We start from the raw sequence: 13,451 nt of genomic DNA on the forward strand, positions 1-13,451 counted from the left end.
AAAATGGAAATCATTTATGAAGACTTTAAGGAGGCATTATCTAAAATAAAAGTGCTAAGAGAAAACGCTAATATAATAGAAGAAACTGTTCAAAGAAGTGTAAGAGAAATCATTAGACATGTAAGGGAAGGAAATGATGAGGCTTTATCTTTCTATACAAAAAAGTTTGATGGTGTAGAGATGAAAGATTTTCGTGTAAGTGAAGAAGAAATACAGCAAGCGAGTATGTTTGTAGAGAATTCATTTTTAGAAGCTTTAAAAGAGGCGAAGAAAAACATTGTTTCGTATCACGAAAAACAAAAGAAGTATTCAATCTTCGATTGTGAAAGTAAAGGCATAATTAGAGGGCAGCTTATTCGGCCATTAGAAAATGTAGGTGTATATGTACCAGGTGGGACAGCTTCATATCCTTCTTCAGTATTAATGAATGTATTGCCGGCGAAACTTGCAGGTGTGAAAAAAATTGTAATGGTAACACCGCCGAGGAAAGGGGGAATTGATCCTCATATAGTAGCTGCTGCAAATCTTGCGGGAGTAGATGAAATTTATACGATAGGTGGCGCACAAGCAATTGCTGCTTTAGCATACGGGACGGAATCGATTCCGAAAGTGGATAAAATAGTTGGACCGGGAAATTTGTACGTCGCTCTAGCGAAACGAGAAGTATACGGGATAGTAAATATCGATATGATTGCTGGTCCATCAGAAATTGTAGTTGTCGCGGATGAAACAGGTAATGCAAAATATATCGCAGCGGATTTATTATCGCAAGCAGAGCATGATGAGAGAGCAACGGCGATTTGTATTACAACGAATATGGAACTAGCTAAAGAAGTAGAAAAAGAGGTAGAAAGACAGTTAGAAACGTTACCAAGAAGTGAAATTGCACGTGAATCAATAAATAGAAATGGAGCCATCTTTATCGTTGCTTCTTTAGAGGAGGCACTAAAGTTATCAAATGAAATTGCTCCAGAACATTTAGAGTTACATATAAAAGAACCGATGAATGCTCTAGATTATGTGAAACATGCAGGCTCTATTTTCCTTGGACCATATGCACCTGAACCGCTCGGGGATTATTTGGCGGGACCGAATCATGTATTACCAACGAGCGGAACGGCAAGATTTTTTTCTCCGTTATCAGTCGATGATTTCGTGAAAAAATCAAGTTTTATTTCTTATACAGAGGAAGCATTAAAAAATGTACAGCATCATATTGTAGAGCTTGCAAATAAAGAAGGGTTACATGCACATGCGAGAGCAATCCAAATAAGGTTTGAGGAGGAAAAATAATGCGTCAGTCCAGTCAAGCACGTGAGACGACAGAAACAAAAATTAAATTAAGTTTGCAGCTTGATGAAAGTACGAGTGTATCTATTCAAACGGGGGTTGGTTTTTTCGATCATATGCTGACTTTATTTGCTAGACATGGAAGATTTGGATTGCAAGTTGAGGCAGAAGGTGATGTATTTGTCGATGCACATCACACCGTTGAAGATGTTGGAATTGTACTCGGAAATTGCTTGAAAGAAGCATTGCAAAATAAAGAAGGAATTAATCGTTACGGTTCCGCGTATGTACCGATGGATGAATCTTTAGGATTTGTTGCAATTGATATAAGTGGACGCTCATATTGTGTATTTCAAGGGGAATTAACAAATCCGAAGCTCGGGGATTTTGATACAGAATTGACGGAAGAATTTTTTAGAGCAGTTGCACATGCTGCCAATATTACATTACATGCGCGCGTTCTATACGGAAGTAATACACATCACAAAATTGAAGCATTATTTAAAGCTTTTGGTAGAGCGCTTAGAGAAGCGGTCGAAAAAAATGCCAACATTACTGGTGTAAATTCAACGAAAGGGATGTTGTAATTGATTGCCATTATAGATTATGGAATGGGGAATATTCGCAGTGTAGAGCAAGCATTAAAATATACTGGCGCAGAGTACATTGTAACGAGTGATAAAGAAGAGATATTGAGAAGCGATGGCGTGATTCTACCGGGAGTAGGTGCATTTCCGAAAGCGATGGAAGTATTAAAAGAAAGAGATTTAGTGTGTGTACTAAAAGAAGTTTGTGACATAGGAAAACCACTCCTCGGTATATGTTTGGGCATGCAACTTTTATTTGAACGAAGTGAGGAACTAAAAGATTGTAGCGGGTTAGGTTTACTACCAGGTGAAATTCGGAAGTTAAAAGTTTCGTATAAAATTCCTCATATGGGATGGAATGAATTAAGGAAGGAAAGAGAATTTCCGCTTTGGAATGGATTAGTGGATGGTTCTTTCGTGTATTATGTTCACTCATATTACGCGGATTGTCCAGATGAAATTGTATGCGGAGTAAGTGATTATGGAATGCAAATACCAGGGTTTGTCGCGAAAGGAAATGTATTTGGTGCACAGTTTCATCCAGAAAAAAGTGGCGAAATTGGCATGCAAATATTAAAAAATTTTCAAGGAGTGGTAGAAGCATGGAAATCTTCCCAGCTATCGATTTAAAAGAAGGGCGATGCGTTAGACTTTATCAAGGAGAGTTTAGTAAAGAAACGGTGATGAATGAAGATCCGGTAGCGCAGGCGATCATATTTGAAAAGCTTGGAGCGGAAATACTACACATTGTTGATTTAGACGGTGCAATTGCTGGCGAGTCGTTAAATTTGCCCGTCATTGAAAAAATCTGCAAGGCGGTACGTATTCCTGTGCAAGTGGGAGGAGGAATTCGTTCACTTGTAACGGTGGAGAAGTTATTGTCAGCAGGTGTAGAAAAAGTGATTTTAGGAACAGCAGCTCTTTATGATAAGTCATTTTTAGAGGAAGCAGTTCGTCTATATAAAGAGAAAATCATTGTTGGAATTGATGCGAAAAATGGTTTCGTAGCAACGAGAGGTTGGCTTGATCTGTCTGAAATTTCTTACGTTAGTTTAGCGAAACAAATGGAAAGTTTAGGTGTTCAAACGATTGTGTTTACAGACATTTCGAAAGACGGGACGCTTGCAGGTCCAAATTTTGAACAATTAGCGATACTTCAAAAAAGTGTGGGCATTCGTCTCATCGCCTCTGGAGGAGTGGCATCTATTCAAGATGTGAAAAAGTTAAATGATATGAATATATATGGTGTCATAATTGGAAAGGCGCTTTACGAGAAAACGATTGATTTAGAAGAAGTGTTACAGGTAACGAAGTTATGTTAGCGAAACGAATCATTCCATGTCTAGATGTGAAAGAAGGGCGAGTCGTAAAGGGTGTAAATTTTATAGGATTACAAGATGTCGGTGATCCGGTTGAAATAGCTGAAGCATATAACGAGGCAGGGGCAGATGAAATCGTATTTTTAGATATTACAGCGACTCATGAAGGAAGAAAAACGATTATAGATGTTGTAGAAAAAACAGCAGCTAAAGTATTTATTCCTCTTACGGTTGGCGGGGGGATTTCAAGTGTGAAAGATATGTACAATTTACTAAGAGCTGGAGCAGACAAAGTTTCAATAAACTCAGCGGCAGTGCGAAACCCGAAGCTTATAGAAGAAGGGACAGAACACTTTGGATCACAATGTATTGTCGTGGCAATTGATGCTAGAAAAGTAGCAGAAGGTAAATGGAACGTATACGTCAACGGCGGAAGAGTTGACACAGGAATGGATGCCATAGAATGGGCGAAGCGTGTTGTTAAACTTGGGGCAGGTGAAATTTTGTTAACGAGTATGGATGCAGATGGAACGAAAAGCGGATATGACCTTCGTTTAACAGAAGAAATTTCAAAAAGTGTTTCCATTCCAGTCATCGCATCAGGGGGCTGTGGTCATACGGATCACATTATAGAAGTTTTTCAAAAGACAACAGTTGATGCAGCGTTAGCGGCATCCATCTTTCATTATGGTGAGGCGACAGTGCAGAGTGTAAAGCGAAAATTAAGAGATGCAAATGTTGAGGTGCGGTTATGAAACCTAATTTTTCAAAAGGATTAATACCAGCAATTGTCATCGAAGAAGGTACGAAAGAAGTTTTAATGCTAGCTTATATGAATGAAGAAGCATATGAAAAAACGTTAGAGACGAAAAGAACATGGTTTTATTCTCGTTCTAGGCAGTCGTTATGGAATAAGGGGGAAACATCAGGGAATCTTCAATATGTGCAATCTTTATATTTAGATTGTGATCAAGATTCAATTGTTGTGAATGTGAAACAAGTAGGACCTGCTTGTCATACGGGAGAGAAGACATGTTTTCACTATCAAATTATATAGGGGGATACATATGGAAAATGCCTTTAAGTTGCTGTATAAAACAATTGAAGAACGAAAGGAAAGCCCACTTCCTGAATCGTATACAAATTATTTATTTTCAAAAGGAGAAGATAAAATTTTAAAGAAAATTGGTGAAGAGTGTGCTGAAGTAATTATCGCATGTAAAAATAATGATAAAGAAGAAGTAGTGAAAGAAATGGTTGATGTATTTTATCACTGTTTCGTTTTATTAGCTGAAAAAAATATTACATTGGAAGATGTCATGCGGGAGGTGAAAGAACGAAATGGAAAGCTTTCGAGAGTTGGGGATAGAAGGGAAATAGATACATTATAAGGGGGAATGTATATGAAAGTAGATTATCATCTTCACTTAGAAGAAGGACCGTATTCAATAGGATGGCTTGCTAAAATAAATGAAGCGCTGGAACGTTATGAACCGCTTCAAGAAAGGCATTCTATTGATTGGCTTATGAAAACACAAGAGCGTTTGCAAAAGCGTGTGAAGGAAGGGCCATTTACAACAGAATGGATGGACCTCTATTTAGAAGAAGCTGTGCGAAAAGGTATAACAGAAGTTGGGATTGTTGATCATTTATATCGTTTTCATGAAGCGAAAGGATATTATGAAAAATATGTAGATATTAGTGATTCTAAGCTCGGTCGTATACAGAGGGAATGGTTAGATCAAGTAAGGGTAGTTTCACTGTATGATTTTACAAAGGTCATTGAAGAGGCGAAAGAACGATGGAGTAAAAGAGGTGTCACACTTAAACTTGGAATTGAAGCGGATTATTTTATTGGTTGTGAAGGAGAGTTAAAAGAATTATTAGCGCTAGGAGACTTTGATTATATAATTGGTTCCGTTCATTTTCTAAATGGCTGGGGATTTGATAATCCAGATACGAAAGAATATTTTGAGAAGCATGACCTACGCGCATTATATGATATGTTTTTTAAAACAGTTGAGAGTGCGATTCGTACCGAGTTATTTGATATTATCGCTCATCTTGATAATATAAAGGTATTTAATTATCGATTGGATGAGAATGAACAGCTTTCTTATTATGAGGAAATTGCCTGTGCGTTAGTAGAAACGAATACGGCAACAGAAATAAATGCAGGATTATACTATCGTTATCCTGTTCGTGAAATGTGCCCAAGTCCACTATATTTACAAGTATTAGCTAAGTATGGTGTTCCAATTACGATTTCTTCGGATGCCCATTATCCAAATGATTTAGGGAATTATGTACAAGAAAATGTACAAACATTACTAGCTCACGGTGTTACTCAGGTTGCAACATTTACGAAGCGAGCAAGAGTAATGAGGTCGCTTGAAGAAGAAGTAACAAATTCAAAATGAAACGCAATTTTTTGATGAAAACCGTCCTTTTTGTTCAAAATAAGAAAGAATGAAAAGGAGGGTAAGAAATGGCGAAACAACAAAATAAACAAAATGTACAAGGTGCACAGCAACAAGCTTATACTTCTGAAACGAATGCTGAATCTCAATCGGTTATTGAGGAGCAAATTAGCGATACGGTTGCAGAAGGAACGATTGATGTGAAGCTTGGAAAAGAATCGCAGGAAAAAGCGTAAGAAAAGGGGAGAGTTGCATCTCCTCTTTTTTCATGGAAAAGTGTCGATTTTTAAAACTATAATCAAATTCCTTGGTTTTTATATGTGGATTTCTTACAATGAAATATAAGAGATATCTTATTTTCTATAGAAGAGGTGTTAGTAGTGGCAAAAATATTAGTAGCGGGAAAAATTCCGGAAATTGGATTAGAACTATTAAAAGATCATGATGTAGAAATGTACGATAAAGAGGAGTTAATTTCTATAGATGAATTAACAGAGCGTGTAAAAGATAAAGATGCATTGTTAAGTTTACTTTCGACAAAGGTGCCAAAAGAAGTTATTGATGCAGCGTCTCATTTAAAGATTGTTGCAAACTATGGTGCTGGTTACGACAATATTGATTACAAGTATGCGGGCGAAAAAGGAATTGCAGTTACGAATACACCGAAAGTATCAACGGAAGCGACTGCAGAATTAACATTTGCACTTCTTTTAGCAGCGGCGCGTAGAATTCCTGAAGGGGATACGTTATGTCGTACGACTGGATTTAACGGATGGGCACCGTTATTTTTCTTAGGACGAGAAGTTCATGGTAAGACAATCGGAATTATAGGTCTTGGAGAAATCGGGAAGGCTGTTGCAAAACGTGCGAAAGCATTTGGAATGGATGTTTTATATACAGGGCCAAATCGTAAGCTTGAAGCTGAAAGTGAGCTGGGGGCAACGTATGTGATGTTGGAAGAATTATTACAAACAGCAGACTTTATTACAATTAACTGTGCTTATAATCCAAATTTACATCATATGATTGATGAAGAGCAGTTTAAAATGATGAAGAAAACAGCGTATATTGTAAATGCTTCACGTGGACCAATTATGAATGAAGCAGCACTTGCTCATGCATTAAAAACGAATGAAATTGAAGGAGCAGCTCTTGACGTGTTTGAATTTGAACCGAAAATTACAGAAGAGTTAAAAGAATTAAAGAATGTAGTACTTGCTCCACACGTAGGGAATGCAACATTTGAAACTCGTGATGCGATGGCTGAAATGGCTGTCAGAAATATTTTAGCTGTATTAAACGGCGAAGAGCCAGTAACACCTGTAAATCAAAAGGTATTAGTTACAAAATAAAAAGAAACCTTCCGGACTCGGAAGGTTTTCTTATTTTTCTTTATTCGCTTTTTTAGACGGTCTTTGTCTAATGAATTGAGATAACATGTACAAAATATATAGTGGAATGGCAATAAATAAGAAAACAGAAAAATTTCCAAATCCTGTTTGATACATTGTAATAATGATTCCAACTAAAAATAGTGTAATAATGATGCTATATCGTGGAATTGGTACATCTTTTAAACTTGGGATACGAATGCGGCTCACCATTAAAAATGCGAACGTTACAAATACGGTAATAAGAACGATTTTTGGAATGGTATGTGAAAATAATGTTAAGAAAGCAACAAGCCCTCCCGCTGCTGTAATCGGTACTCCAGTGAAATATTTCATTGAAGTAGAAGATGGTGTTACATTAAATCGTGCTAAACGATATGCTCCGAAAAGAGGGAATAATCCCGCTATGTATAATCCGATGATTCCGTAGTTTGAGAAAGATGTGTAATACATTAAAACAGCTGGTGCTGCACCAAATGTTACGACATCTGCAAGCGAGTCGAGCTCTTTTCCCATTTGTGAATCAACACGTAATAAACGAGCAACACGACCATCAAGACTATCTAACATCATCCCGATAAGTACTAAAATAGCAGCTGATTTATAATATCCTAAAGATGCATAGCCGATTGATAAAAATCCGCTATATAAATTTCCGAGCGTAAATAAGTTTGGAATAGCTGCTCTATACAAAATCTGATCCCTTGCTTTCTGTAATAAATTCTTAATTAGTGTATGAAAGTTTACTTATTTTATCATACCATAAATTTATTCCTCATACGAAAGAAATTACCAATTTGTGAAAGATTTCATAGAAGGATGGTTTGAAAATTAAGTGAAAATAAAAAGAGGAAGCAACTTGTATAAAGTTGCTTCCTTTACTATTCAAATTTCGTTGTCATCGTTCCAGTTTTATATCGATTATTAGGATCGAAGCGTAATAAATCTCCATAAATTAATTTATCGGAGAGTTTTAATTCTGTTTTTGCTTTTTCAATATACGGCTGACATAGCGTCATGTCAGCTTCTTCACCCGTACTTCTTTTGTAGCACATATTTTTTGTATAAACATACTCTTCAGAAACAAAGCTACCATCACGCATTACCATAAGCGGGTCTTTCTCTTTAATAAATAAGTCAGTTCCAAATTCAACGGATTTATTTGTTTTAATACCAAGTAAATGAAGGAGCGTTGGCTTAATATCAATTTGACCGGATACTTTAGAAACAACTTTTCCTTCTTGGCCAGGCACATGAATAATAAGAGGGACTCGTTGTAATTGCATAGAATCGAATGGTGTAATAGTATCTTTTCCTAGGAACTGTGCCATAGCTGCGTTATGGTTTTCGGAAATACCGTAATGATCACCATAGATGACAATAACGGAATTATCATACAATCCTTCTTCTTTTAATTGTTTAATAAATAATTTAAGAGCTTCATCTGTGTAACGAACAGTTGGGAAGTAGCGGTTTACAACACCACTTTCCGAGTTGAATTCATCAACATATTGATCTTCCGGATTTAGAAGAAATGGAAAATGATTTGTTAATGTAATAAATTTTGTATAGAACGGTTGCGGTAAAGATTTTAACTTTGGAATAGATTGTTCAAAGAACTCTTTATCTTTTAATCCCCAACCGACAGACATTTGCTCCGTTCCTGCGTAATCATTTAAATTAAAGTAACGATCATATCCAAGCGCAGGATACATTACATCCCGATTCCAAAACGTTTTATCATTTGAATGGAAGACGGCAGAAGAATATCCGTATTTCTTTAATTGTTCTGGTGTCGCTGTGTATTCATTTGTCGCATGAGTAAAGAATACAGAACCACGATCTAGCGGATAAAGTGAGTTTTCAACGATAAATTCAGCATCAGAAGTTTTACCTTGTCCAGTTTGATGATAGAAGTTATCGAAATAGAAACTATCCTTAATAAATTCATTTAAAAATGGTGTAATTTCTTTTCCATTTATTTTTTTATTAATAACAAAGCTTTGTGTAGATTCCATTGAAATTAAAATTACATTTTTACCTTTTGCAGCTCCAAATAAGTTTTTATCAACTTGTTTGTCTTTTGAGTCTGTATAGTTTTTAATTTCAGAAAACCCATCCCCACTTGCAAATACACGCTCAGCTGAAGACTTGGATTGAAGCGTAATATCAAATAGATGATATGTGTATAAACCTAAATTCTTCACGACAGTTTGACGGTCAAATGAGCGTGAGAACATTTGTGGTTTATAAATAACTGATACAACAATTTGTAGTGCTAATAAAGCTGTTACACCGCTAAAGAAAGTTCGCTTCTCTGAGCGGGAAAGTGGTGTTTTATCGCCAAATGATGGGAATTTACGCGAAATAAACATTAAAATAATTGCATCTGCAAATAAAAGTAATGTTTTGTACGTAAAGAGTTCTTTTATACTTGTCCCTAAATCAGCCATATTGTTTGTTTGGAATAAAACCGGGAAAGTAACGAAATCGTTATAGAACCCATAAAACATTGCGTTTCCAAATAAAATAAATGACAGTATAAAACTGATTCCAATTATAATTCGGTTTCGGTGCTTAGATGCAAGTAAAGCTAAGCCGAAAAATAAAAGTAACGCAGCTAGTGGATTGATAAAAAGCATGAATTCTTCAAAGAAATTATCAATTTTAATATCAAATGCTAGCTTGTACACAATATATGTTTTAATCCATAGTAAAACGACTGCAACGAGTGCAAATCGCAGTTTTGGAAACAGATGTTGTAGCATAATATACTCCTCTCCTAAAAAGCATGACAGTTCTTGAGAGTCAGTTTGCTTAACGACTCATTTTATATATACGAACAGTCCTTTGTTATTATGATTATTATACTATGAGTATCATTATACGAAAATAAAAGAAGGTTGTGGGCTTTTTTATAATAATCGAGTAGAAAAAGAGTGATGGGAGACAATAAAACAGAATTTCTATGTATGATAATTATCGTACGCAGAAAGAATCGCGTGATAATACGGAGGTTATAATGCGAAAATTATTATATTTTATAGCATGCAGTAGTGTTATACTTTTTACTTCACCGAGTGTGTCAGTAGCCCAATATGATGCACCTCTTATGGAAGATGCACTTTATTCTGTTTTATTTCCAAAAATAAATAAAGCAATTGAAAAACAATATGGAAGTTTGAAACCTTATCAATGTCCTAAAATTATTAGTTTAAAAAAAGTGTATAGCGGTACATATTTATTTCAAGCAAGTATTGAAGTGACAAAGTATGAACGTGTTGCTGGGAAAATTGCTCCACCATTTGAGAAGGTAACGATTACATTTAATAACGAAGAAGGCGAATGGGAAGTGACAAAGATTTCAGTAAAGCGCTTACCAAACGATACAAAACTAAACTGTAAAAAAACAATATAAAAAATTGTTTGACAAATAAAATGGTCCTTTGGTATTGTTAATAGCAACAATTAGATGTTTGAAAATTAAATAGACTTACCTCATCTACTCTCAAAGGTAGAGGCCGCGATAGGAAAGAGTAAGCTATGGGAGATTTAATGGAATCTGTGATCATAGGTTGAAAGGGACTATTGCCGAAATATAAGAATAACCATCTTATTCATATATTGGGACTGCATTGAATAAATGTAGTACTGTCATAAGATTTATTTTATGGAGAGCTATTTGGAGATGTTGATGCGGTTTCTTATTTTGAGGAGATAACAACTCGTTTATTTTTTCAATATATATTTTTCCTAATAAGAAACGCGTGTGAACATTGTTCCGCGCGTTTTTTGTCTATCTAAAAGCGTGCTGCAATGAATAGAAGATTGGGGTTATGAGTTTTAGAGGAAATAAGGGAGGAATTTAAATGTATTTACACGGCACAAGCCGAATTAATGGGCAAGGACACTTAGAAATTGGAGGGTGCGATACGACGCAGCTAGCAAAGCAATACGGAACACCACTTTATGTATACGATGAAGAGTCTATCCGAGGAAAATGCCGAGCATTTCATCGTGCTTTTAAAGAAAGTGGTTTCTCTTATCAAGTAGCATATGCAAGCAAGGCGTTCTTGTGCATGGAGATGTGCCGAGTAGCTCGTGAAGAGAATATGTCATTAGACGTTGTCTCTGGGGGAGAATTATATACTGCGCTCCAAGCAGGATTTCCGGCATCACGTATTCATTTTCATGGAAATAATAAAACAGAAGAAGAAATAGTGATGGCTTTTCAGGCGAATATCGGTTGTTTTGTCGTAGATAACTTCTTTGAATTAGAAGTTTTACACGATTTAGCGATGCAACATGGGAAATTTGTGAACATATTAATTCGTGTAACGCCTGGAGTAGAGGCGCACACACATGAATATATTACGACAGGTCAAGATGATTCGAAATTTGGATTTGGCGTTTCAAACGGTCAAGCAATGCAGGCAATTGGATTTGCTTTACAAAAATCAAATTATAATGTGCTAGGGATCCATTCACATATTGGATCGCAAATATTTGAAACAGCTGGTTTTGTTCGAGCGATTGAAGTTCTTCGCCAATTTTTAGTAGAAGTGAGAGAGCAAACAAACTATGTAGTAAAAGTGTTAAATGTAGGCGGAGGATTTGGAATACGTTACACAGAGTCAGATACACCATTAACTCTTGAGACATATGTGCGAGCTGTAACAAGTGCAGTGAGAGAACAATTTACTGTATGTGAATATCCATTGCCAGAAATATGGGTTGAACCAGGCCGTAGCATTGTAGGTGATGCTGGGACAACACTTTATACAGTTGGATCTGTGAAAGATATTCCTGGTATTCGGAAATATGTATCAGTCGATGGTGGAATGACAGATAATTTAAGACCAGCTTTATATAGCGCGCGTTATGAAGCGATGTTAGCGAATCGAGGGAATGATGAGAATGAGGAACTCGTTTCGATTGCCGGGAAATGCTGTGAGAGTGGAGACATGTTGATTTGGGATATTCATTTACCGAAAGTCGTTGCTTCTGATTTACTAGCAGTTTCCTGTACAGGAGCATACGGGTACTCGATGGCGAATAATTACAATCGGATTCGAAGACCAGCCGTTGTCTTTGCAAAAGGCGGAACATCGCAAGTAGTTGTGGAACGCGAAACATATGAAAATATTATTGGGAACGATCGCATACGTATTAAAGAACTTGTCTAAATAGGAAAAGGAGTTGTTCGTATGGGCAATTCCTTTTTTATAAAATAAAATAATTAAAATATATCGGAAAACTAGGATTGAAAAAAATCAGAATTGTGATAAAATACAAATACAAAGCTTATCAAGAGAAGCGGAGGGAACTGGCCCGAAGAAGCTCGGCAACCTGCTTATAGAAAGCAAGGTGCTAAATCCAGCAAAATGGGATCCATTTTGAAAGATAAGGTAAAATATATTACCGAACAGTCTTTTCGAAATGGGAAAGATTTTTTTTATGAATAAAAAGGGGGGGCTGTTCGCGTGAGTGTACGGGAACATTTTGATGAAGTATCCGAGAAGATTGAAGCGATGCTTGCTGATATGAAATATGGTTCAATTACAATTGTTGTGCAAGATGGAAAAGTAATTCAGTTAGAGAAAAGTGAAAAAGTACGTTTAAAGTGAAAAGCGCTGACTAGAAAAACTAGAGGCGGTTTTAACCTATTTTCATTAGGTTAAAACCGTCTTTTTGCTTTTACAGGGGGAAAAAACATGTTGACGTATGAAACGTGGGAAGAAAATGTTGTTTCATTCTCGGAAGAAGACGAAACAAAAGGCGCGCTATCAGTATTAAAGTGGGCTTATGGAGAGTATAAAGATGAAATTGTCTACGCATGTAGCTTTGGGGTGGAAGGTATGGTATTGCTGCACCTTATAAACCAAGTAAATCCATATGCTAAAGTCGTATTTTTGGATACAAATGTTCATTTTCAAGAAACGTATGAATTAATTCGGAAAGTGCGGGAAAGATTTCCTTCATTGAATATTATAGAAAAACAGCCAGAACTTACACTTGATGAACAGGCGAAGTTGCATGGTGAAAAACTGTGGGAGAGCAATCCGAATCTTTGTTGTAAGATTAGAAAAATTTTACCTTTAGAAAAATCATTAGTAGTGGAAAAAGCATGGATATCAGGCTTAAGAAGGGAACAATCAGAAACACGTAAGCATACAAAGTTTATAAATCAAGATCATCGTTTTCAATCTATTAAAGTTTGTCCACTCATTCATTGGACGTGGAAAGAAGTTTGGCGATATGTATACAAACATAGCTTGCCGTATAACCCGTTGCATGATATTGGTTATCCAAGTATTGGGTGTGAGAAATGTACGTTACCTGTTGGGGATGGTGGCGATTCAAGAGATGGTAGATGGGCTGGAAAAGTGAAAACTGAATGTGGTCTTCATTACCAATAAGATGAATCTTGAAATAAAGCTAAGA

16 protein-coding genes and 2 riboswitches are annotated in these 13,451 nt (G+C 36.2%); of the genes, 14 read left to right on the plus strand and 2 right to left on the minus strand.

The window, feature by feature from the left end:
- The first annotated feature begins 3 nt into the window (after positions 1-3).
- The 10 genes from hisD (at position 4) to GBN78_RS10580 (ending at position 6,968) form a co-directional block, all read left to right on the plus strand.
- Positions 4-1,293: a histidinol dehydrogenase gene (gene hisD / locus GBN78_RS10535; RefSeq protein WP_000402914.1), complete on the plus strand. Its 1,290-nt coding sequence runs from the start codon at positions 4-6 to the stop codon at positions 1,291-1,293.
- A complete protein-coding gene (hisB, locus tag GBN78_RS10540; protein WP_001249951.1) occupies positions 1,293-1,877 on the plus strand; it encodes an imidazoleglycerol-phosphate dehydratase HisB in 585 nt (194 codons plus the stop codon). The genes hisD and hisB overlap by 1 nt, the downstream gene beginning before the upstream one ends.
- Positions 1,878-2,507 (plus strand): imidazole glycerol phosphate synthase subunit HisH, encoded by a 630-nt coding sequence (gene hisH / locus GBN78_RS10545; protein WP_000560362.1) that lies wholly within the window; start codon positions 1,878-1,880, stop codon positions 2,505-2,507.
- Positions 2,480-3,199 carry a 1-(5-phosphoribosyl)-5-[(5-phosphoribosylamino)methylideneamino]imidazole-4-carboxamide isomerase gene (hisA, locus tag GBN78_RS10550; protein ID WP_000402298.1) on the plus strand — a complete coding sequence of 240 codons (720 nt, stop codon included), beginning with the start codon at positions 2,480-2,482 and terminating at the stop codon, positions 3,197-3,199. The genes hisH and hisA overlap by 28 nt, the downstream gene beginning before the upstream one ends.
- Positions 3,193-3,951, plus strand: a complete 759-nt coding sequence (hisF, locus tag GBN78_RS10555; RefSeq protein ID WP_000880110.1) for an imidazoleglycerol phosphate synthase cyclase subunit — start codon at positions 3,193-3,195, stop codon at positions 3,949-3,951. Before hisA ends, hisF begins: the two co-directional genes overlap by 7 nt.
- A complete protein-coding gene (gene hisI, locus GBN78_RS10560; protein WP_000803961.1) occupies positions 3,948-4,253 on the plus strand; it encodes a phosphoribosyl-AMP cyclohydrolase in 306 nt (101 codons plus the stop codon). Before hisF ends, hisI begins: the two co-directional genes overlap by 4 nt.
- A gap of 10 nt (positions 4,254-4,263) precedes the next feature.
- Positions 4,264-4,587 (plus strand): phosphoribosyl-ATP diphosphatase, encoded by a 324-nt coding sequence (gene hisE / locus GBN78_RS10565; protein WP_000426357.1) that lies wholly within the window; start codon positions 4,264-4,266, stop codon positions 4,585-4,587.
- Between the two features lie 12 nt (positions 4,588-4,599).
- Positions 4,600-5,616 carry a histidinol phosphate phosphatase domain-containing protein gene (locus GBN78_RS10570; protein WP_152127341.1) on the plus strand — a complete coding sequence of 339 codons (1,017 nt, stop codon included), beginning with the start codon at positions 4,600-4,602 and terminating at the stop codon, positions 5,614-5,616.
- 68 nt (positions 5,617-5,684) lie between these two features.
- Positions 5,685-5,852 (plus strand): YozQ family protein, encoded by a 168-nt coding sequence (locus tag GBN78_RS10575; protein WP_001118880.1) that lies wholly within the window; start codon positions 5,685-5,687, stop codon positions 5,850-5,852.
- Between the two features lie 144 nt (positions 5,853-5,996).
- Positions 5,997-6,968, plus strand: a complete 972-nt coding sequence (locus tag GBN78_RS10580) for an NAD(P)-dependent oxidoreductase (RefSeq protein ID WP_152127343.1) — start codon at positions 5,997-5,999, stop codon at positions 6,966-6,968.
- Between the two features lie 30 nt (positions 6,969-6,998).
- Here GBN78_RS10580 and pssA read toward each other — a convergent pair whose 3' ends face one another.
- Positions 6,999-7,700, minus strand: coding sequence for a CDP-diacylglycerol--serine O-phosphatidyltransferase (gene pssA, locus GBN78_RS10585; RefSeq protein WP_000285417.1), 702 nt, complete (start codon positions 7,698-7,700; stop codon positions 6,999-7,001).
- A gap of 188 nt (positions 7,701-7,888) precedes the next feature.
- Positions 7,889-9,775: an LTA synthase family protein gene (locus GBN78_RS10590; RefSeq protein WP_000939082.1), complete on the minus strand. Its 1,887-nt coding sequence runs from the start codon at positions 9,773-9,775 to the stop codon at positions 7,889-7,891.
- Between the two features lie 254 nt (positions 9,776-10,029).
- Between GBN78_RS10590 and GBN78_RS10595 the strand changes: the two genes are divergently transcribed.
- The 4 genes from GBN78_RS10595 to GBN78_RS10610 all read left to right on the plus strand — a co-directional run bounded on the left by GBN78_RS10595 (position 10,030) and on the right by GBN78_RS10610 (position 13,426).
- Positions 10,030-10,425: a DUF3888 domain-containing protein gene (locus tag GBN78_RS10595; RefSeq protein ID WP_001228823.1), complete on the plus strand. Its 396-nt coding sequence runs from the start codon at positions 10,030-10,032 to the stop codon at positions 10,423-10,425.
- Between the two features lie 89 nt (positions 10,426-10,514).
- Positions 10,515-10,696, plus strand: a riboswitch (Lysine riboswitch).
- A 180-nt stretch (positions 10,697-10,876) separates the two neighbouring features.
- Positions 10,877-12,193: a diaminopimelate decarboxylase gene (lysA, locus tag GBN78_RS10600; protein ID WP_097918714.1), complete on the plus strand. Its 1,317-nt coding sequence runs from the start codon at positions 10,877-10,879 to the stop codon at positions 12,191-12,193.
- 115 nt (positions 12,194-12,308) lie between these two features.
- A riboswitch (SAM riboswitch) is annotated at positions 12,309-12,417 on the plus strand.
- Between the two features lie 73 nt (positions 12,418-12,490).
- Positions 12,491-12,634 carry a YezD family protein gene (locus GBN78_RS10605; RefSeq protein WP_000116158.1) on the plus strand — a complete coding sequence of 48 codons (144 nt, stop codon included), beginning with the start codon at positions 12,491-12,493 and terminating at the stop codon, positions 12,632-12,634.
- Positions 12,635-12,721: 87 nt separating this feature from the next.
- The gene (locus GBN78_RS10610; protein ID WP_000959010.1) at positions 12,722-13,426 is read left to right on the plus strand and encodes a phosphoadenylyl-sulfate reductase; all 705 of its coding nucleotides are present in this window, start codon (positions 12,722-12,724) and stop codon (positions 13,424-13,426) included.
- Positions 13,427-13,451: the final 25 nt, after the last annotated feature.

Source organism: Bacillus sp. B2-WWTP-C-10-Post-4 (genome assembly GCF_009183805.1).
Lineage (GTDB): Bacteria > Bacillota > Bacilli > Bacillales > Bacillaceae_G > Bacillus_A > Bacillus_A cereus.